Annotated in this window: 19 protein-coding genes; 5 read left to right on the plus strand and 14 right to left on the minus strand. The window is 65.0% G+C overall.

Annotated features, from left to right (window positions below):
• Positions 1-96: 96 nt before the first annotated feature.
• The 4 genes from HMPREF3097_RS01070 to HMPREF3097_RS01080 all read left to right on the plus strand — a co-directional run bounded on the left by HMPREF3097_RS01070 (position 97) and on the right by HMPREF3097_RS01080 (position 5,289).
• Positions 97-1,479 (plus strand): amidase family protein, encoded by a 1,383-nt coding sequence (locus tag HMPREF3097_RS01070; protein WP_246821157.1) that lies wholly within the window; start codon positions 97-99, stop codon positions 1,477-1,479.
• A gap of 122 nt (positions 1,480-1,601) precedes the next feature.
• Positions 1,602-3,020 (plus strand): YkvI family membrane protein, encoded by a 1,419-nt coding sequence (locus HMPREF3097_RS01075; RefSeq protein WP_070760226.1) that lies wholly within the window; start codon positions 1,602-1,604, stop codon positions 3,018-3,020.
• A gap of 225 nt (positions 3,021-3,245) precedes the next feature.
• Positions 3,246-4,607, plus strand: coding sequence for a TrkH family potassium uptake protein (locus HMPREF3097_RS09830; protein ID WP_083317913.1), 1,362 nt, complete (start codon positions 3,246-3,248; stop codon positions 4,605-4,607).
• On the plus strand, positions 4,600-5,289 hold the full coding sequence (locus HMPREF3097_RS01080) for a potassium channel family protein (protein WP_246821159.1): 690 nt from the start codon (positions 4,600-4,602) through the stop codon (positions 5,287-5,289). Before HMPREF3097_RS09830 ends, HMPREF3097_RS01080 begins: the two co-directional genes overlap by 8 nt.
• On the opposite strand, the gene mgtE is transcribed toward HMPREF3097_RS01080, so the two are convergent.
• Genes mgtE through HMPREF3097_RS01100 form a run of 4 tightly spaced genes read right to left on the minus strand, consistent with a single transcriptional unit; the run spans position 5,286 to position 8,030 of the window.
• Positions 5,286-6,668 carry a magnesium transporter gene (gene mgtE / locus HMPREF3097_RS01085; protein WP_070760230.1) on the minus strand — a complete coding sequence of 461 codons (1,383 nt, stop codon included), beginning with the start codon at positions 6,666-6,668 and terminating at the stop codon, positions 5,286-5,288. The genes HMPREF3097_RS01080 and mgtE overlap by 4 nt on opposite strands.
• A 1-nt stretch (position 6,669) precedes the next feature.
• The gene (locus HMPREF3097_RS01090; RefSeq protein WP_070760232.1) at positions 6,670-6,849 is read right to left on the minus strand and encodes a hypothetical protein; all 180 of its coding nucleotides are present in this window, start codon (positions 6,847-6,849) and stop codon (positions 6,670-6,672) included.
• A gap of 54 nt (positions 6,850-6,903) precedes the next feature.
• Positions 6,904-7,599 carry a YceI family protein gene (locus HMPREF3097_RS01095; protein WP_070760234.1) on the minus strand — a complete coding sequence of 232 codons (696 nt, stop codon included), beginning with the start codon at positions 7,597-7,599 and terminating at the stop codon, positions 6,904-6,906.
• 47 nt (positions 7,600-7,646) lie between these two features.
• On the minus strand, positions 7,647-8,030 hold the full coding sequence (locus HMPREF3097_RS01100; RefSeq protein ID WP_070760236.1) for a hypothetical protein: 384 nt from the start codon (positions 8,028-8,030) through the stop codon (positions 7,647-7,649).
• Between the two features lie 115 nt (positions 8,031-8,145).
• On the opposite strand from HMPREF3097_RS01100, the gene HMPREF3097_RS01105 reads away from it, so the two are divergent.
• Complete coding sequence (locus HMPREF3097_RS01105) at positions 8,146-8,514, plus strand: RNA polymerase-binding protein RbpA (RefSeq protein ID WP_083317914.1); 369 nt, start codon at positions 8,146-8,148, stop codon at positions 8,512-8,514.
• 79 nt (positions 8,515-8,593) lie between these two features.
• Here the strand turns inward: HMPREF3097_RS01105 and HMPREF3097_RS01110 are convergent, their stop codons facing one another.
• The 10 genes from HMPREF3097_RS01110 to HMPREF3097_RS01155 form a co-directional block, all read right to left on the minus strand.
• Positions 8,594-9,391, minus strand: coding sequence for a polyprenol monophosphomannose synthase (locus HMPREF3097_RS01110; RefSeq protein ID WP_070760240.1), 798 nt, complete (start codon positions 9,389-9,391; stop codon positions 8,594-8,596).
• Between the two features lie 12 nt (positions 9,392-9,403).
• Positions 9,404-10,900, minus strand: a complete 1,497-nt coding sequence (gene lnt, locus HMPREF3097_RS01115) for an apolipoprotein N-acyltransferase (RefSeq protein WP_246821160.1) — start codon at positions 10,898-10,900, stop codon at positions 9,404-9,406.
• 62 nt (positions 10,901-10,962) lie between these two features.
• Positions 10,963-11,448, minus strand: a complete 486-nt coding sequence (locus HMPREF3097_RS01120; RefSeq protein ID WP_070760242.1) for an FxsA family protein — start codon at positions 11,446-11,448, stop codon at positions 10,963-10,965.
• A 119-nt stretch (positions 11,449-11,567) separates the two neighbouring features.
• A complete protein-coding gene (locus HMPREF3097_RS01125; protein WP_070760244.1) occupies positions 11,568-12,302 on the minus strand; it encodes an SDR family NAD(P)-dependent oxidoreductase in 735 nt (244 codons plus the stop codon).
• Positions 12,295-15,030 (minus strand): DEAD/DEAH box helicase, encoded by a 2,736-nt coding sequence (locus tag HMPREF3097_RS01130; RefSeq protein WP_070760246.1) that lies wholly within the window; start codon positions 15,028-15,030, stop codon positions 12,295-12,297. Before HMPREF3097_RS01130 ends, HMPREF3097_RS01125 begins: the two co-directional genes overlap by 8 nt.
• 104 nt (positions 15,031-15,134) lie before the next feature.
• A complete protein-coding gene (tatC, locus tag HMPREF3097_RS01135) occupies positions 15,135-16,166 on the minus strand; it encodes a twin-arginine translocase subunit TatC (RefSeq protein WP_070760248.1) in 1,032 nt (343 codons plus the stop codon).
• Between the two features lie 43 nt (positions 16,167-16,209).
• A complete protein-coding gene (gene tatA / locus HMPREF3097_RS01140; RefSeq protein ID WP_070759107.1) occupies positions 16,210-16,458 on the minus strand; it encodes a Sec-independent protein translocase subunit TatA in 249 nt (82 codons plus the stop codon).
• A 43-nt stretch (positions 16,459-16,501) separates the two neighbouring features.
• A complete protein-coding gene (locus HMPREF3097_RS01145) occupies positions 16,502-18,808 on the minus strand; it encodes a WYL domain-containing transcriptional regulator (RefSeq protein ID WP_070760250.1) in 2,307 nt (768 codons plus the stop codon).
• A 6-nt stretch (positions 18,809-18,814) separates the two neighbouring features.
• Positions 18,815-20,326 carry a Pup--protein ligase gene (gene pafA / locus HMPREF3097_RS01150; protein WP_070760252.1) on the minus strand — a complete coding sequence of 504 codons (1,512 nt, stop codon included), beginning with the start codon at positions 20,324-20,326 and terminating at the stop codon, positions 18,815-18,817.
• Positions 20,323-20,520, minus strand: a complete 198-nt coding sequence (locus HMPREF3097_RS01155; RefSeq protein WP_070760254.1) for a ubiquitin-like protein Pup — start codon at positions 20,518-20,520, stop codon at positions 20,323-20,325. Before HMPREF3097_RS01155 ends, pafA begins: the two co-directional genes overlap by 4 nt.
• Positions 20,521-20,614 lie beyond the last annotated feature (94 nt).

Consider the following 20,614-nt stretch of genomic DNA (forward strand, 5'->3'; position numbering starts at 1 on the left):
ATATGGGCTCACACGCGGGTGTGGCGACCGGGCAAGCGCTGTGCCCCGCTGTAGCCCGGGGCCCGGCGATGGAGATAGATCGGAAGAAAGCGGTTGATGAAGATGTCACCTCAGGGACACAACGCCAGCATCCGGCGCGAAGACACGGGGGATACCCCGTGGCACGAGCTCGACGTGCACCAGTGGCGTGGCCGGGTAGCGGAGCGTTCGGCGGTTGAGGGGGTGCGCGCCGCCCTCGACCGCATCAAGGAGCGGGACGGCTTCATTAACGCCTTCAGCCAGGTCTTCGCGGAAGCTGCCCTGCGGGATGCGGCATCGCTCGACCAGCTTGATCCCTCGGAGCGTGGCGCCCTCCACGGAGTTCCCATTGCTATTAAGGAGGAACTCGATGTCGCGGGTGCGGTGACGAGCTTCGGCACCCGCGCGAACCACACGCCGAAGACCGCAGACTCCGCGGTCGTCGCCCGGCTCCGCGCCGCGGGGGCGATCATCATTGGCAAGACTCACATGCCGGAGTTCGGCGCCTACCCGCTGACCTCCTCGCAGGGTTACGGGGTGACCCGCAACCCCATCGACCTGTCCCGAACACCGGGTGGGTCCTCCGGCGGCTCTGCAGCAGCGGTGGCTGCGGGAATGGTGCCGATGGCGATGGGCGGCGACGGCGGTGGCTCGGTCCGGATCCCGGCGGCGATGTGCGGGCTCGTGGGGCTCAAACCGGGTCGGGGAGTGCTGCCCACCGCCCCTTATGCCGACCTCTGGAAATCCCTGGGGACCTCCGGCCCGATGGCGCGCACGGTGGAGGACATCGAGCTGATGATGTCCGTCTTGCAGGACGACGATCCTGCTCCACTCGGACCGGGTGGACACGAAGGGGAGAGGTCCTGGCGGGTTGCGTGGCTGGACCGCTCGAGCACGCCGTTCATCCCGGTGGCCACGGCCAATCGCGAGGCGCGAAAGCGTGCCGCCGCGCAGCTCGAGGCGCAGGGGGTGGAGGTTCGGCCGCTGTCTGCTCGGCTGCCGGATCCCACGCTGCCGTTCCTGATCCTCATGTTCGCCGGAATCCGGAGCGAAATCGGACTGCTGGAAAAGCCCGAGCGCATCGAAAAGCGCCACCGACTGACGAAGCTGGTGGGCGCGCTCATGAGGCCGAAGATGGTCTCCTGGGCGGAGAGGAGGGCAGCCACCATTGGGCGCAAGGTCTCGGACATCATGGCCCGCGAGGGTATTGATGCGATCCTCACGCCGACCGTGGCCGACCGGCCACGCCGCGCTGACCTGCTGGTGGGGAAGGGGGCCATTCGTGCCTCCCTGCTGAGCATGCCTTCGATCGCCTACACCGCCATGTGGAATGTCGCGGGTCAGCCGGCGCTAGCCGTGCCAATGGGGCAGGGTAGCGACGGGCTTCCGACCAGCGTGCAAATGGTGGGAGATGTCGGCGCCGAGAAAAAGCTCCTGGACCTTGCCCGCGAGCTGGCATGACCCAGGGGCTGCGGGGGAGATTTGTGTCTGCGAACACAGTTTCGCAGTATGAGAATAAGGGAATATTAAGTAATACTGGAGAGCGTTCGTATTTGTGATATTTACGAAAGAGGCTCTCGTTAGTGTCGTTAAAAAACACTTTTAAAATTGCATTATCCTTTGTGGGCCTCCTGGTTGGCGCGGGTTTCGCGACTGGTCAAGAGGTCATTCAATATTTCGGCTCCTTTGGGCTTTCCGCGCTGTGGGGCGCGCTGCTCGCCGGAGTCCTGATGACCATCGCCGGGGCAGTGATCCTGCAGCTCGGCAGCTACTTCCTGGCGCAGGAGCACCGCATGGTGTTCCGGAACATGTCCCACCCGATCGTCTCCAGGTTCCTGGACTTCGGCGTGACCTTCACGCTGTTTGCCGTGGGCTTCGTGATGCTCGCGGGGGCGGGGTCCAACCTGGAGCAGCAGTTCGGCTGGCCCGCCTGGGTCGGCTCCCTGATCATGCTGATCCTGGTGATGATCACCGGGCTGATGGACGTCGACCGGGTCTCCAGCATCATTTCGACGGTGACGCCGCTGATCATCGTCGCGGTGATTTTCGCGTTCGGCTACACGCTGTTCAACCTGCCGGATGACATGGCAGCGATGGGGCAGTTGGCTCAGGGGGCCGAATCGCCAATCAGCCCGTGGTGGCTTTCGGCCCTGAACTACACCGGGCTTGCGCTGCTGCTGGGGCTGTCCATGGCCCTGGTGATCGGTGGCGCCAACACGAAGCCACGCGAAGCGGGTGTGGGTGGCCTCATGGGTGGCCTCATCTACCTGACGATGCTGATGATGGCGACCTTCGTCCTGCTCGCAAACTTCGACGTTGTCGGGGATTCGAGCGTGCCGATGCTCAGCCTGATCGATCACATCAACCATCCGCTGTCCTATGTGATGGTCGTGATCATCTTCATCATGATCTACAACACCTGCATCGGCATGTTCTACGCGCTGGGGCGCCGCCTGACGGCCAATCACCGCGATAAGTACCGTCCGGTGTTCCTGGGTGTCTGCCTGGTGGGCTTCGGCGTGAGCTTCTTCGGCTTCGAAGCGCTGATGGCCAATGTCTATCCGATCATCGGCTGGGTGGGGCTACTGACGATCGCAGTGCTCGTCGCCTGGTGGATCAAGTCTCGCGTGCGCATCCAGCGCGAGGCTAAGTACCGCGAGCGCGCCACCGAACTGGTGAATAAGTTCCACGAGGGGGAGGAAGAGCTGAGCGACTCGGAGAGCCGCGAGCTCAAGAAGATCGTGGAGAAGTCCAACGTGGGCAACTACGAGCTCGCCGAGGCGTTGACCCGCGAGTCCCAGCCAGACGTTGAGGAGGATGATTCCGAGGACTCGGCTGACGACGATGCCGCCGAGGCGTCAGAGGCTTCCGAGAGTTCCGCCGACGATAAGAAGGGCTCGACGACGGAGGTCGAAAACTCGACCCAGGAGCTCATGGATGAGCTTGAGGTTGATTGGGAGCCCGGCGAGGATTCCGACTTGAAGGAGTCCAAGGACTCTTAGAGTTCCTAGGGGAGGACTGACGGCGCCCGCTGCATTAGCCGCGGGGCCGGAGGGGCTTGGCGCAGGCCGGTGCCTCATAAATCTAAAGTGTCATAATGTATATTATCGGACAATAACGCCCAGGCTGTTTGCTAGTGGAGCTGGCGATGATCCCCGTAGCCCTGCGCCTCTGGATCGATCAGAAAACTCTAGTGTGCGCGTCACTACAGGTCTAGGATTATTCTGGTGAATCGCTTATTCGCGTCCCTGACGCAGAATCCGGCGCGCCTCGTGTCCGTCGGGTTCTTGGGGCTCATTGCGCTTGGCACGTTATTGCTTCTCATGCCGTTCTCCGCGCCCGACGGCGACTCAGTCTCGCCGCTCGAGGCCTTCTTCACAGCGACGTCCGCGGTGACGCTGACCGGGCTGGGTGTTCGTGACACCGGCACGGGTTTTACTGCCGCCGGGCAGGTCGTCATTCTGGTCCTCATTCAAATCGGTGGCTTCGGGATCATGTCCTTGACCTCGCTCGCCGGGCTCATCCTCAGTGGCAGGCTAGGACTGAAAACTAAGCTTTATACCGTCGCGGAGCGGCGCACGCTCACCGTTGGCAGCGTGAAATCCACCATTATCGGCGCCATCCTTCTCACAGTGATCTGCGAACTGCTTGTTGCGGGCGTCCTCACGATACGAATGTTTATGGGCGGCTATGTCGATAGCCTCGGCTCCGCTGCATGGATCGGTATTTTCCACTCCATCTCTGCCTTCAATAACGCCGGTTTCGGGCTCGACGCCGGTAGCCTCATTCCCTACGTCGGCGATGCATGGATCGTCCTGCCGATCGGCCTGGCGATTGTCTTCGGCGGGCTCGGCTTTCCTGTGCTCGACGAGCTCATCGCGCGGGTGCGCCTGCGCAGGCAGCGGAGGAAACCACCGCGGCTGTCTATGACCGCTCGGATCACTCTCAACGGCACCGCGGTGCTCCTCATCGGTGGCTTCGCGATGTTCTGGGCGCTCGAGCGTAATCATGCATTCGCCGGGCTGAGCAGCGGGGATGCTGCCCTGGCGGCAGTGTTTCAGTCCATTACGACCCGTACCGCTGGTTTCCAGTCCGTGGACTTTGGCGAGATGTCGCCCAATGCCCTGATGGGTACCGACATTCTGATGTTCATTGGAGGCGGATCCGGCGGTACCGCAGGTGGCTTGAAGATCACCACGCTCTTCGTGGTGCTCGCGGCGATCGTGGCAGAAATTAGGGGTGAAAAAGACACTGTCATCGGAGGTCGTCGCGTTGATCACACCGTGATCCGCCAGGCTCTCACTGTCGGTGCTGTGGCAGTAGGTGTCATAACATTCGTTATCGCGTGCCTCCGTACCTTCAACCCTCAGTTCAGCGCCGACCAAATCCATTTCGAGGTCATCTCCGCCTTCGCCACCGTCGGCCTCTCCACCGGCGTCACCGCTGACCTCAGCGGTGCCTCGCAGATCCTCCTCTGCGTCCTCATGTTCATGGGCCGCGTCGGACCCATCACCCTCGTCGCAGCGCTCGCCACGACGACTCCGAGCAAGCACTACTCCTACCCCGCAGAAAGGCCGTACATTGGTTAACCCACTCGATAAGCTCCTCCCCAGCGCCCGCCCCATCGACCTGCCGCCGGTCGCAATCATCGGGCTCGGCCGGTTCGGTTCCGCTATGGCTGAAGAGCTCCACAGCCACGGCGTCGACGTCCTCGGCATCGACGTCGACGAAAAGTTGCTGCACGACAGCGACGCCCACCTCACCGACTCCTTCATCGCCGATGCCACCGACCCCGAGGCCCTCAAGCAGCTCGGTGTGAAGGACTTTCAGCAGGTCGTTATCGGCATCGGTAGCAGCCTCGAAGCTTCGATCCTGACCGCGTCGAACCTCGTGGAACTCGGGGTCAAGGACATTTGGGCTAAGGCGGATTCCGACGCCCACGCCCGAATTCTCACTCGCGTCGGCGTGCACCACGTCGTCCGCCCTGAACGAGACACCGGCCGCCGCGTTGCGCACCTGCTCAGCGGCCGTTTTCAGGACTACACCGTCTTCGACCAGGGTTATGCGATGATCACCCTGCGGGCCCCCAAGGAGCTGGTGAACCACTCCCTCAACCGGCACAGCCTGTGGGCGAAGCACCGCGTTCAGCTGGTCGCCGTGCACAGCGGCAATCAGTGGGCCCCACCCTTCGCCGATCACCAGCTCTCCCCCGACGACAACGTCATTCTCGCCGGTGCGCCTGCTGACCTGGAGAAGTTCGGCCGACGCTAGCCACCCGTCGCCTGGCGAATCTGATCGGCCATGATCACACCGGCGATGCTGAAGTAAATGATCAGGCCGGTGGCGTCGACCAACGTGGAGACCACGGGCGTCGAGAAGACTGCCGGGTCAACGCCCAGCTTCTTCGCCACCAGCGGCAGCACGCCACCAACGATGCAGGCCCAGGTACAGATCGCCACAATCGTCAAGGAAATCGTGAACGCGACCTGCGGATAGTACAAGAAGGCCAGAATCGGGAAGATCACCGTACCCAGGAAAACACCTAGCAGGAAGCCCACCCGAACCTCACGGCCGATGACTCGCAACACGTCCCGGGGTCTCACCTCGTTGACCGCGAGCGCACGCACCACCGAGGACGCCGCCTGCGAGCCCGCGTTACCGCCCGTACCGATCAGCATCGGCACGAAGATGCTGAGCACCACCACGGCCTCGAGTACGTCCTCGAAGAACTGCATAACGTTAATCGTGAGGAACGCGGCCAGGATCAGGACGATCAGCCAGACGCCGCGCTTTTTCGCGAGCGTCATCACCGTCGCCGTCAGGTAAGGCTCGTTCAACGGCTCGGCACCACCGGCACGGTAGGCATCCTCCGTCACCTCGGCCTCGAGGACCTCCATTGCGTCATCGACCGTGATGACGCCCAGAATGCGGTCCTCGTCGTCGACGACGGGCAGCGCCAGAAGGTCAGCCTCCTGGATCAGGCGGGCCGCGTGCTCCTGGTCGTCATAGGCTGAGACACTGTGCTGCTCCTCCTCAAGCAACTCCCCGACCAGCGTGCCCTCGGGCGCAGTGACCAGATCCGCGAGCTCCACCATGCCGAGCAGCTTGCGCGACTCATCGGTCACCGCCACCGTGGCCAGCGCGATCGAGTGATGCGGGCCCGAGGCGTAGCGCTGAGCGCGCGACTGCAGCTTCTCGAGGGACTCCTCCCGGGTCGCGTCCGGGGTCAGCACGGTTGGCGTGGGCACCATCAGACGGCCCGCGGACTCCGATGGATAACCCAGCAGCCCGCTGGTCACACGCCGCTGGGAATACGGCAGTCCCTGCAGCAGGCGCGAGGCGACCTTCGCTGGCATCTCATCCAGCAGGGACGCCTGGTCATCCGGGGCTAGACTCGCGAAGATCTCCGTGACGTGGTCGTCTCGCAGCGCGTCCAGCAGCTCAGCCTGGTGCACCGGATCCAGGTATTCGAAGACATCCAGGGCGCGGTCCTTGGGCAGCAACCGGAAGGCCACCGCCTGCTCCGCCCCGGAGATTCGGCCGAGCTCTTCGGCCACCACGACGGACGAACGATCGGCGAGCCACCGGCTCACCGCGTCGAGGTCCTTGTCGTCCAGCAGATCTTCGAGAAAACGTGCATTCGATGCCATATCAGTGGCCACCCCTCTGGCTGCCCGCCCACAGTTGATAACAGGTCAGTGCGATCAGCGCGGCGCAGACCGCGGCAAAGAAGTAGTCAAGGCCGGTGCCATTACTCACGAGCCACCCGCCGAGCGCGAGCAGCACCACAAGCCGGATAACCCGGGACCACAGGAGAAATTGGGTATTCAATGGTGCTCCTAAATTTGACCGCGATCATTCTCGCGTACGTCGGGCGCGTGGGCCTTAAGGCTTCTCGAACACGAGAAGCAGGTCGATCGTTCCTTCGTCAGCGATCTTGGCCGCGACGAACTCTGGGGTCTTGATGTTGAAGTCCGAACGCTTGAACGGCACCTTCCCCTGGACGACGACCTTGTCCCCCGTGCGCAGCACCTTCAGCGGCGCGCTGACCTTGTTAGATTCGCCGCGGAGGGTGAGATCTCCCGTGACGTCGACCTCACCGACAGACCCGTCCTCCGGAACGCCACTTAGATCCACCGGCTCGGTGATGCTGAACTTCGCCTTCGGGTAGTCCTCCGTGCGCAGGATCGAGCGGCGGACGTTGATGTCGCGCTTCTCCACGTCCGAGGAGATCCCCGCGACGCGGACCTCCACCAGGCCCTCCGTGAGGGTGCCGTCCGAGACCTGCAAGTCGCCCTTGATGTTCTCCTCCGTGCTGTTATCCGCACGTCCGGAGGTGGTCTTCTCCTGCCCCGGCAGGATCTCACGGAAGGTATAACCAGCCTGGGTGTGGTTGGCACCGGCACCAGGGACGATCACCCAGTGACCGTCCGCTGACGTTGTTGGCTCGGGTCCGCCCTCGACGAGATCCGCGGTTTGCAGACCCCGGTCAGTGAGCAGCTGATACGCGATCGGCCCAACGCCGAACAGGAATGCCGCGATAATACCGATAACACCCAGAGTGATAATTCCCTTGCGCATGGCACCCAGCCTAGTGCTAAGCAGGGAAGATTAGGAAAAGGTGGGGCTTAAGCGCGTCCCGGGGGTTGGGGGTGGTTCAGCTGCTCCGCGCGGTGCGCCAGCCGCACCAGGTCCGTAGCCATGCCACGCAGCTCAGCGGGCTCTGCATGCTCGTCTATCGCGGTGACGAGGTCCTCCGCCGCGCACCGAAGTTCGAAGAGCTGATCCCCCAACTCATCCCCAGTGTCCCCTGGGGTCCCCAGGCGGGTGCTTGTGGGCGTGGGTGCGTCCGGCGCCGGCTGGCTCGCACGTTGCTCGTAGGCCCGCTGGCGGCAGGACCGGCTGCAGAATTTGCGTGGCCTCCCCCGCTGCTGGCCGGGCATTTCCTCCCCGCACCACGCGCAGAACCCCGGCGTGTGGGGGAAGTCTTCGCGCGCAATGGGGGTGCTCATGGCTAAAGATCCTAACCCTTTCGGGGAACCTGGGAACAAAACCCGCACCCGGTGCGTTATCTACATTGATGGCGCCCCGGAGGCGCCGCTAGCGAACTTCGGAAGTGAGGAACTAATGGCAGACCGCGTACTGCGAGGCAGTCGCATGGGTGCCGTGTCGTATGAAACCGACCGGGACCACGATCTCGCGCCACGTCAGATGGTGAAGTACCAGACTGAGGACGGCGAAATTTTTGAGGTCCCGTTCGCTGACGACGCCGAGATCCCGCAGGACTGGCTGTGCAAGAACGGCCAGATGGGCACCCTCGTGGAGGGCGAGGGCATTGAATCCAAGCCTGCGAAGCCGCCACGTACGCACTGGGACATGCTTCTCGAGCGCCGCTCCCTGGAGGAGCTCGACGAGCTGCTGGAGGAGCGTATCGAGCTGCTGCGTAAGCGCCGCCGCGAGGCCATGAAGCTGCTCAAGGAGCAGGAGAAGGCTTAAGCCCTCCCCTCGCCTCAGCACGAACGAAGGCCTGGCCACGTTATCAACGTGACCAGGCCTTTAGCGTTGCGCTTTTCGGTTAGCTCTGCAGAGCGCGCTCCACGGTGCCGGCGCCGATGCGTGCACCCTCGCGCATGAGCTGGCGAACCTGGTACATGCGGTGGCGGAAGCCCCAGCGGGTCACCTGAGCCATCGCCTCGCCGACGATGCGGCTGCTCATCTTAGACTCGCCGATCTCGCGCTCGGTGAAGGTGATCGGAACCTCACGCACGTCGGCGCCCTCGTTGACGGCACGCCATGCCATGTCCACCTGGAAGACGTAACCCGCGGAGTCCACGGCGTCGAGGTCCATGCGCTCCAGCAGGTCGCGCTGGAAGGCGCGGTAACCGCCGGTGATGTCGGACAGGCCGGCACCAAGCGCCATGGAGGCGTAGATGTTGCCGCCGCGGGAGAGGAACTTACGGTCTGCCGGCCAGTTCACGGTCTTGCCGCCCTTGACGTAGCGGGAACCCAGGACAAGCTCCGCGCCATCGTCGATCTTGTCCAGCAGCAGGTGGAGCTGCTCCGGGGCGTGGGAGCCGTCGGCGTCCATCTCGCAGAGAACCTCATAGCCGTTCTCGATGCCCCACTTGAAACCGGCCAGGTAAGCCCCGCCGAGGCCACCCTTGCCCTCGCGGTGCAGTACGTGGATGCGGGAATCGTCCTTGGCCATCTGATCCGCCAGGTCCCCGGTGCCGTCCGGCGAGTTGTCGTCGACGACGAGAACGTTCACGCGCTCCGGTTCGGCCTCCAACAGGCGACGCGTGATGATCGGGAGGTTATCGCGCTCGTTGAAAGTCGGGATGATGACGAGAGTCTTATCGCTGAGCTTCTTCATAATGTGATTAGTTTATCTGCTTTTCTTGCGCCGTGTGGGCCGAGACGCGAGGAAGGCCCCGATTATCCCCAAAACACCCGCGGCAGCTAGCCCCAGCTCCACCCAGGGACCCGCGGCCACGGACGGCGTGATGCCATCGCGCAGCGGAATATCGGCCTGCAGGATATCCGGGCGGAACAGCCGGCTCTGGGCCACCACTTCCCCATCCGGCATGACGATCGCCGAGACCCCGGAGGTCGCGGCTACGACGACCGCCCGGTCCGTCTCGATCGCCCGCATTCGGCTCATCGCGAGCTGCTGGTAGCTCATGTCCGTGAATCCAAAAGTGGCGTTATTCGTCGGGCTAGCCAGCAACTCCGCACCATTACGCACCGCGTCGCGGGGGCTGGCGTCGAAAGATATCTCGTAGCAGGTGGATACGCCCACGAGGACGTCGCCGCGTGCAGCGGGCATCCGCACCACGCCGGGCCCGTCGCCAGGGACGAAGTTGCCCGCCCGCTCGACGTTCTCGTTAACGTGCTTGAGGATCTCCCGGAAGGGCATGTACTCGCCGAAGGGCTGGAGGAACTTCTTTACGTGCTTCTCTCCCGGTCCCGGCTCGCTGCTGGTGGCCGGGCCCCAGGTGAGCATCGTGTTTTCATTCCCGATGACGGTGCCAACCATCACCGGAGCGTTGACTGCCGTGACCGCCGAGTCAATGGCGGCGTGGGCATCCGGGTCCTTAAACGGGTTCACATCGGAGGAGTTCTCCGGCCAGATGACCACGTCAGGCTGCGGTGCCTCGCCGGTCGCGACCGAGTCCGCCAGCTCGTGGGTGCGCTGCACGTGGTTGTTCAGCACGGCGCGGCGCTGGGCCGCGAAGTCCAGGCCGGCTCGCGGGACATTGCCCTGGATTGCGGCGACGTTGACCTGGCCTGCGGTGGGCTCCTGGCTAAAGCTCGAGCCGTAGATGACGGAGGCCAGCAGCACAGCGCCCACCACGCCGGCGTACTGCAGGCGGATTTTCGGCGCGACCGCAGCCCGGGTCTTGTACGGCGGACGGGCTGCCAGGTAGATGAAGCCGCCGAGCAAGACGACCAGGAAACTCACGAACGCGGAGCCACCAAGCCGGATATCGGCGGCCAGCGGCCCGGAAACCTGGCCCCACGCCAGCCGACCCCAACCGAAGCCCCCGAACGGCCAATGGGAACGGAAACCCTCGACAGCGACGAAGAACGCCGCCGCGCCCACGATGCTGCGCCAGTTCCAGGTTCCGTTTCCCCAGCGCAGCAACCAGCGGGCTCCGAGGCCAAAAAGCAAGGCGTAGAGCGCCTGCACGATGGCGAGCGCGATCCACGCCGAGGCGCCGACGAACTCCCCGATCCAGGGCAGCAGAAAACCATAGGTAGCCAGCGAGTTGAGGAAGGCGAGCGAGACCGCGTGCCGCTGCGTGACAACGGCGAAGAAGAGCGCGTAGCCCAACGGGGCCGCCCACCACAGCCCGGTGGGCTCGTAGGAGGCGAAGACCATGAAGCCCGCAAAAAGGGCTCCCCCCCCCCGCCACGGCGAGGGAAGGTTAGCGAGCCACTGCTTCATCGGGCGTTATCGGTCCCGGCAGGACCCTCGTCCCCGAACTCCTCGCTGCGGTGGTCGATGACCTCTCCCCAGCCTGGAATGTTGCGCACCTGCGGGTCGCTGGCCCGGGAGGACATGATGAAGGACTCGCCTCCCAGGCGGGTGACCTTCGCTCGCAGCGCGGTGCCCATGGAACGTCGAGCGATCGAGCGGGTCGGCGGGAGCATAAACAGAATGCCCACGACCCCCGTCACCACGCCAGGCAGGGCGACCAGCAGAGCACCGAACGCAGAGAGCGCTGCATCCCCGGTCAGCTTTCCTGGCGACCTGCGGCTCCGCAGCACGCGCACCGTCAGCGCGCGCATCTGCCAGGCGGCGATCGCGACACCGAGGATGAACAGCCCCAGGTACAGCAGGATCGTCCAGCCGAAGCCGAGCCACTTGCCCAGCAGAATAAAGGCCAACAGCTCCACGACCACGTAGAGGAAGAAGCTCCTGCGCATAAGTTTTCTGTGTCCTCCTAAAAGACAATCAGCGCACCAGCGGCATGCGGTACCTGATAGCACTAACGCTGCAGCGGTGTTAGAGATTCCATCGTAGTCCGGGCGGTGGCAAAAGCGCTCTAACGCGGCGCGAGCCGCCACAGCCAACGCGGAACCAGCTGCATCACCGCAGCCAGCACGCGGAGCTTGCCCGGAATCCACACGTCGTCGCGGTTGCCTTCCAGGGCCTCCACGGTCGCCTTCGCAACCACGTCAGGGGTGGAGGACATCGGCGCAGGATCCATCCCCTCGGTCATCCGTCCGATGACGAAGCCGGGGCGCACGACCATCAGCCGCACCCCGCTGCCCCGCAGGGCGTCCTGCATCCCCTGGGCGAACCCATCCAGGCCGGCCTTCGCGGAACCGTAGACGTAGTTCGGGCGGCGCACCCGGGCACCGGCGATCGAGGAATACGCCACCAGCGTGCCCGTGCCGCGGCGCTTCATCCGCTGGGATAGTTCCGTGAGCAGCACGGCCTGCGCGGTGAAGTCGGTGTGCAGCACCCGGTAGACCTCAGCACCGTCCTCCTCCGCGAGCTGCTGGTCTCCCAGCACCCCGAACATGGCGAAGGCAGTGTCGATTGGCCCGCAGTCCGCCTCCATCTCATCGATGACGCCGCTGTGGCTCGCGGTATCTGCCGCGTCGAAGAAGTAGGTCTCCACCCGCCGTGCGCCCAAGCCTCGTAGCTCCTCGGCCAGGGTATCCAGCGCTTCAGGCCGGCGTCCTGCCAAAAGGAAGGACTGCCCCGGTGCCAGCAGGCGCGCGATGTGCTCGCCGATCTCGCTGGTGGCGCCGAAAATGGCGATATTAGACATCGATAGCCACAACCCCTCGTTGCATCGCGTCCACGGCCTTACGCGCGGACTTCCTCACGTCGTTGGAATAACCGGTCATCTTGATCTGATCCAGCAGGTCCTTCACCCGACCACAGGCGCGGACGAAGTCGCCCGGGGTCAGCACCGCCCCCGAGGCCTCCGCGGCCTGCAGGCAGTACTCCAGCGGTGCCCCGGCCACCCACTGGTGCACCGCCGTGGCGAAGCCCAGCTGGGGCTCCCGCGTGGCGGTCAGGCGATGGCGTTCCTCGTCGCTGACCAGCTCCTTGTACACGCGCAGCGTGTGAGCCACCGCCTCCTCCAGCGCATCGGTCGGCAATTTGGTCCGCACGGTGGACTCCCGGCGGTTCTCAAACACGCAGGCACTCACCGCAGCAGCCAGCTCGGCCGGGTCGAGGTCATCCCACAGCCCACGGCGGAGGCACTGGGCCACCAGCAGATCGGATTCGTGGTGGATCCGGGCCAGCTTCTCGCCCTCTTCGGTGACCTTTGCCGCCGGGGTGCCGCCCTCACCCGCCCAGGTTTCCACGTAGCCCAGCTCCTCGAGCAGGGCGATAATCCGGTCGAAGGTGGCGGTCAGCGAGTCCCCTGGCTGCTCGGACTCCTGCTTCTGGTACTCCCAGCGCCGACCGGCCTTCAGTACCGACTGTGCCTTCTTCGCCAGCTCCTCGCGCTCCGCCCAGGAATGCACCGGGTGGACATGCAGCTGATTGCGCAGCTCCGCGGCCTTCTTCGAACCCCCGCGGGCGTGCGGGCGGATCTTCTTCGGCTTATCCAGGTGCATGCGCCGCAGCTGGGAGGCCACAGCACGGGCGTGGCGTTTCGGTGCGCGCTCCACGCCGCGGTGGATCCGCATGTGACCGATGATCACCGGTGTGTTACGGAACATGTCGGTGGCCACGCGCTCTACCCAGCCGTCGTCGAGAACCAGCGTGGGGCGCGGATTACGGCCCGAATCAGAACGGACGACCACGGCGGTCACCGGGTTCTTACCCGTCGGCAGGGCGATCACATCACCCACGTTGATCGAGCGCAGCAGGTGTTCGACCTCCTGCTGGCGTTCGAGGGCGGCATCCCGCTTGGCTTGCCGCTCCTCGTGGGACAGCGTGCGCCGCAGCTCAGCGTAATCCAAGACCTGCTCGGTGAGCTCGGCGGCGTCGTCCCGCTGTGCGGCCTCGGTGCGACCCACCAGGGCCTGAAGCTCTGCACGCTCCCGGTCGAAGTCCTGCCGCCGCAGCTCCACGGCGTGCGCGCGCTCCACGATCGTGTCATTGGCCTGGTACTGGGCGAAGGAACGCTCCAGGATCCGGTGCGCCTCCGCCCAGCCCTTCGTGGCGATGAGGTTGACCGCCATGTTGTAGCCCGGCCGGAACGTCGAATCCAGCGGGTATGTCCGGGCCGAGGCCAGCGCTGCCACCGCGTAGGGATCGACCTGGGGGCTCCACAGCACCACGGCATTGCCCACCGTGTCGATGCCGCGGCGCCCCGCGCGCCCCGTCAGCTGCGTGTACTGGCCCGGGGTCAGTTCCGCGTGAGCCTCCCCGTTGAACTTCGTCATCTTCTCCAGCACCACCGTGCGCGCGGGCATGTTGATGCCCAGCGCCAGCGTCTCGGTGGCGAAGCAGATCTTCAGCAGCCCACGGCTAAACAGCTTCTCAACGATGTGCCGGAACGCCGGCAGCATCCCCGCGTGGTGCGCCCCGAAGCCCCGCATCAAGGCCCGGCGCCACTGGCGGAAGCCCAGCATGTGCAGATCCGCCGGCTCCAGCCCAGCCACGCCCTCGTCAATGACCTCGCCGATCTCACGTGCCTCCTCGGGCGTGGTGAGCTCCACCTTCCGGATCAGCAGCTGCTGCACCGCCTTATCGCAGCCGATGCGGGAGAAGATGAAGTAGATCGCCGGCAGCATCTTCGCCTGCTCCAGGTGGCGCACCACGTCCTCGCGCCGGGGGCCACGTTGATTGCCATAGGCCTCGGCCTTCCCCACGGCAGAAAGCAGGGAGCGGTTGATCGCGCCGGGGTGGTCCTCCCCCGCCAGGTGTTCGGCATTCTTGCTGAACAGCCGCATGATCTTGGAGCCGACCATCATGTACTGGGTCAGCGGGACGGGGCGTTTATCAGTGACGATGATGTCCGTCTCACCCCGCAGGGTGCGCAGCCAGCCGCCGAACTCCTCCACGTTGGAGACTGTCGCCGAGAGCGACACCAGGGTTACGCTGTGGTCCAGGTTGAGGATCGTCTCTTCCCACACCGGCCCGCGCCACCGGTCGGCTAGGAAGTGGACCTCGTCCATCACCACGTGGGTGAGGCTGGCCAGCCGATCCGAGTCCGCGTAGATCATGTTGCGCAGGACCTCGGTGGTCATGACGACGATCGGCGCATCCGGGTTGAGGGTGACGTCGCCGGTGAGCAGCCCGACATTCTCCTCGCCGTAGCTGGCGCACAGGTCGTGGTATTTCTGGTTGCTCAGTGCCTTGATCGGCGTGGTGTAAAAGCATGCCCCGCCACCGTGGAAGGCCATGTAGACCGCGAATTCGCCGACGATCGTCTTTCCGGCACCGGTCGGTGCTCCCACGAGGACTCCCCTGCCCTCGGCGATCGCAGCGGCTGCGTCGAGCTGGAATTCATCGAGTTCGAAGTCGTATTCCTTCCGGAACTCTTCGACCAGCGTGGGGTAGTTTTTTGCGTTGCACGTAGCGCTGTTAGCCATATGTGTACCGAGTCTATCCGCTCGCTGTTGCTCACGCGTTTCAGGACGTCGGTTCGGGCGGTCGCTCAAGCCTCGGCTCGCCACCCATTGGGGTGAGGTGGTGTTTAAACGTCCTCGTCGAAGATCTCGGCGTAGTTGAAGGAGTTCCGCCGTCCCATGCCAGGGTCCGCCGGTGCCTGACCCGCGATTCCTTGGGAGGCCCTGACCGGCTCGGCCCGTTCGACTGCCTCTGCGGGAGCGACCGCGCCGGAGGGGCGAATCTCAGAACCAGAGGCATCCGCCTCCCGAGCCTGCCGCTTATCCCGGCGCTTATCGTTGAAACGGATGATCAGGTAGGCGATCTCCATCATCAGGGTCAGCGCGCAGCCGAGCGCCAGCATGGAAAACGGGTCAGCCGGAGTCACGAAAGCCGCGAAGGCGAAGAGACCGACGATGATGTAGCGGCGCTTCGTCTTGATGCTGTCGTAGCGCAGCAGCCCCGCGAAGCTCAGCAGCACCGTGAACAACGGCAGCTCGAAGCTCACACCAAAGACGAGCAAGAGGATGAGGACGAAGCTGAAATACTCGCTGCCCTTGAGCGCGGTGATCTGGGCCTCTTCGCCAACCGTGAGGAGGAAGTGCAGGCCGTGGTGCAAGACCAGGTAGGCCAGCGCGGCGCCGAAGAAGAAAAAGAGTGTCGCGATCAGCGAGACCGAGACCGCCCAGCGGCGCTCATTCTTCTTCAGCCCCGGGGTGATGAAGCCCCAGATCTGGCCGATCCACACCGGAGCGGAGAGCACGATGCCGGCGATGAAACCGACCTTCAAGCGCAGCAGGAACATCTCGAAGGGGCCGGTGGCCAGCAGGCGGCACTCCCCGGTCGCGGCACCGAAGCGCACCTCGGACGGAAGTTTGCAATAAGGCTCGCGGAGGATTTCCCCCAGGCTGCGGAGCGGGCCCACGTTGGTGCCGTACCAGAGGTAGCCCAGGATCGTGCCGATCAGGATGGCGATGACCGCGATAATGAGGCGGCGGCGCAACTCCTGAATGTGCTCGACGATGCTCATCGCGCCGTCGCTTGGGCGCTGGTTGGCACGGCGAAAAGCCCGGCGGCGGGGCCGCTGGGCTGTGCGTGCTGCCTGAGGGGTGTTACTCATGCGGAAAAGCGAAAACGCGCCGAAGGTGGGCGCGAGTTTCTACCTAGTTGCTGTTCTGATTCTGCTGCTGCGCTGGATTGACCTCCTGCGCCGGATTAGGCTGCGGCGCGCGCTGCTGCTCGATGGCCTCCTGCCCGTTCTGCTCTGGGTTATCGGTGCGCATCTCGTCCATCTCGGACTTGAAGATACGCATCGAGCGGCCGAGGGAACGGGCGGCGTTCGGCAGGCGGGATGCGCCGAACACGAGAAGGACAACCAGCAACAGGATGAGGATGTGGCTACCAGAGAGCATGAAGGTTTTTGCCTTTCAGAACCTGCGTTAAAAATCTCAGCCTTCAGCTTACATCGGGGAAACGGTCCCGATAAACCCCCAGCCCCGCTTCCGCGCGTCGCGCGACGCGTCCGGCGAGGTCCGGGGTCGAGAGTTCCGCGACCTGTCCGGCATGGGCGATCAGGAAGCGCTCCAGCCAGGCCCCGGTGTCCGGCATCGTCACCGCGGTGCTCCGGCTCTCGGGGCTGGTCGTAACGGAGGTGGCTTCGGTTCGGGCGTCTTCGCTCACGCCGCCGTCTCCCGCCTCGGCGTCCTGCCACAGCGGGAAGTACTCCAGCATCCACAGGGCGGAGTCGGAGAGACGGAAGTGCGCCCAATCGGCGGCCGCACCAAAGGCGAAGGGGTCGGTGGCATCCACCTCGGTGGACAATCGCGCCGGTGCGCTGGCCTCCTCCCCGAGCGTGACCTCGCTCATGCGGGAAACCCGGAAGTTCTTCGGGGACTGATCCACCACGCCCTCGTCGTCGATGCTGCGCGCCAACAGATAGGCGTTGCCCTCGATCATGCGGATTGCGTCCGGCACCAGGCGGCGGCTACTGCGCTGATCCCGGCTGAGGGTGAGGTATTCGCAGTCCACGACACGCCTCTCCGCGAGTGCGGTGCGCAGCAGATCCAGGGTGGACTCCACAGTGTTCTCCGGGGAGTTGGGCTGGGGTTGCGCAGCCGTGTCCAGGTGCTCCGGGGTGATGGTGCCGAATTGAGAGGGGCCGGAATCGGTGCCCGTCGAAGGCCGGTTGGCCGCGCCCTGCTTTCCCTTCAGGAGGCCACGCAGCTTGGCGGTGACCGAGTCCACGGCTTCCCGCTGCTCGGCGGGGACGGCGTCCCGGACCGCTTCCAGGTTGAGCAGCAAGGCGCCGGCCTCCACGGTGCTCAGCCGCACCGGGCCGTCCAACCCGGCGGTGAACTGCGCCTCCGCGGTGGTGCGGTCCATCGCGATCTCAACCAGCGATCCCGGGTAATAGCCCGGCAGCCCGCACATGCTCAGTTGCTTGAGCTCGTGCTGGATCTGGGCCACGCTGAGTCCCAGGTCGCGGGAAGCCCGCATGAAGGAGCCACGCGGATGGGCCTGGAACCAGGCCAGCACCGAAAGCGTCTGGGCGAACTGCTGGGCCACCAGGTTGACCGGCGGCGCTTGGACGTTGGCCGGTTCGTCTTCGTCCATGGCCTGATCGGGGGCGTCGGCTTCCGTGATCTCCGGCTCTTGCTCGTCCACCGCTGAACCGCCATCCAAGGTCGCGGCCGGCGCGGCTGTAGCCTGCGTGGCTGAGATCTTTTCCTGGGTGCCCAGCCGCTGGGCGCGCTGCAGAAGGTCGAGGACCTCAACGACGAGCTGCTGGGGCCCCAGCAGCACTGCATCCGGGGCATAGCTCGCCGCCGTCTGCACTAGCCAATCACGATCCACCGGCCCGACCGTCCCCACTCGTCCGTCGGGCGTATCGCGGAGCTCGTGGGCCATGTCCTGAAGCTCGATGGCCCCCTCCCCCGTGAACAGCACGCTAGCTGTGACCTTCGTCTGGTGCCCTTCCAGCCCGCGACGAATCAACTCGCCGGCCGGCACAGGCTGACCGGTCGCGGGATCGGTGGGTGCCGGGTGCTGGGTGAACTGCGCCTCCGCCCGAACATCGGAGAGCCTGGCCAGGCGGAAGGTGCGCTGGGCACCCCGGTCAACGTCGAAACCGGTGACATACAGGCGGCCCTCGACCCCGGCAACCGCCCATGGATCCAGCGTGCGCTGCTCCGGCTCGACCAAGTAGGCCGGGTAGTACCAGAAAGTCATCCGCAGCCCGCGCTGGGTGGCGCGGAAAATAGCGTCGACGCTGCGCGGATCCAGCTCCACCATGTCGGGGACGGGCTGAACCACGGCGGCATCGTCGACCCTGCTGAGCCCCGCGCCGGCGAGCTTCAGCTGCGCTTGTGCCGTGGGGCCAGCCATCGCGGAGTCCACCGGTTGGCGTGCCCACTGCGTGGCGGTCGCCAACACCTGCAGCTCGGCTTCCGAGAGGTCCAGGTCCGGGAGGAAGACCTGCTCGGGGCGCAGCAGCCAGTAGTCCTGCCCTTCCCGGCTTTCGTGGCTCAGCTGGATCCCCAGCTGGCGCAGCGACTCCCGGTCCCTGTGGAACACGCGTTCCCGGGACTTAAGCTGCCCGGAATAGCCCTCGATATTCTCAACGACCCAGGCGGTCGGCCGGGGGCTTGGGGCGTTGAGCAGGCCGATGACCAGGTTGAATAGCCTGCTCGCGCCCTGCTGCCAGGTCACCTTCACTGGCCGGTTGCGGGACCCGGCGCTGCCGGGCTTGTGTGGACCCACCATCGGCGCTTAACCCCGCGCGGGCGCGTCGGCACCGCCGAGATCAGCCATGCTGGCGATCATCTCGTCTACCTGCGGATCCGTGGCCGCGAACGGGTCCGGGAGCGCAACCTCGCTGCCGAATTCGCCGTTGATCTTCAGCCGCATCCAGTCCACGGTCGTGGCGCAGCCGTGCTCCCGCGCGGCGGAGAGGAAGCGTCCACGCAGGGCCGCACGCGTCGTCGTCGGAGCCTGGTCCATCGCCTCGTGGATCTGCTCCTCGCTCAGGATCGACGTTGCCTGGCCGCGGCGCTTCAGCACGTTGAACAGCCCACGGGTGGGGTGAATATCGTGATATCGCAGGTCAATCTGCGCCAGCCGCGGATCGGTCAGCTCCAGTCCGTGGCGGGAGGCCATGCCGTCCAGCAGCTTCTTCTTGATCACCCAGTCGATCTCGGTGTCTACCGGGGAGAAATCCCCGGTCTCGAAGCAGTCCAGGACACGACCCCACAGCTCCACCACCGGCTCGAGCTGCTCGCGCGGGGGGCCCAGCCAACGCCCATCGACGCACTCTGGTTCTGGGCGGCGCTCCAGCCACTGCACCGCAGCGGCGTGGAAGGTGCGCTGCATCTCCAGGGGGGTGGCAGTCTCGCCGCTGCGCAGCTTGACCTCGGTGAGCCCCGTGAAGTCCCGGGCGATGTCCCGGATGGCGCGAATCTCGTTGGCCAGCTCGTAGTTCGGCAGCTCCACGCCCGCCTCGATCATCTCGAGGACCAGCAGCGCGGAACCGATCTTCAGCGCGGTGGTGGTCTCGGACATGTTCGAGTCGCCCACGATCACGTGCAGGCGCCGGTACTTCGAGGAGTCCGCGTGCGGCTCGTCACGGGTGTTGATGATCGGTCGGGAACGGGTGGTGGCGCTCGAGATTCCCTCCCACATGTAGTCCGCCCGCTGGCTCATCATGAACCCGGCCTCGAAGTTCTCGTTCGGGGCGCCCGGGCTTGGGATCGTGAGCTTGCCCGCCCCGCAGATCAGCTGGCGGGTCACCAGGAACGGCAGCAGCTGGGAGGACAGGTGCTTGAGCAGCACGTTGCGGCTGATCAGGTAGTTCTCGTGGCAGCCGTAGGAGTTGCCCATCGAGTCGGTGTTGTTCTTCAGCAGGAAGACGTGCCCACCGACACCGTTGCCGGCCAGCTCTTCCTCGGCGCGGCTCGCCAGTTGCTGGACGAGCTCGTCGCCCGCGCGATCGTAGGCGAGCAACTGGTGCAGGCTATCGCACTCTGCGGTCGCGATCTCCGGGTGCGCGCCCACATCCAGGTACAGCCGGGAGGCGTTCTCGGTGAAGATATTGGAGCTGCGGTACTTCTCCACGATGGGAGAAAACAGCAGGCGGGAGACCTCATCGGGCCCCAGGCGGCGCGTGCCGTCGAGGACGTTCGTGATGCCGTACTCCGTCTCCAGCCCCATGATGCGGCGGACGTAGACGGGGTTCTCCGCAGCTGCCTGCTCCGTTGGCGTGGCGTCTCCGGTCACCGGGCTCACTGTCCGCCCTTCTGGACGTAGGAGCGGACGAATTCTTCGGCGTTGGTCTCCAGCAGTCCGTCGATTTCGTCCAGGAGGTCGTCCGTCCCGGTGACGTTGACCTGCTGGGTGCCCGAATCCTGCTGCGGGGCGTCGTTGTTCTCGGCGTCGTCGCCGCCTCCGCCGCCGAAGACCTGCTGCTGAGCGTTTGCCATGCCTATCTCCTCAAAGGTTGATTAGTTGAACTTCACATTACCTGGGCTCCCGGGCGCGTTCGGCGCTAGGGCGTGTCTCCTAATTGTGGGCCTG

Origin of the sequence: Corynebacterium sp. HMSC27B11 (assembly GCF_001815985.1) — a bacterium.
Lineage (GTDB): Bacteria > Actinomycetota > Actinomycetes > Mycobacteriales > Mycobacteriaceae > Corynebacterium.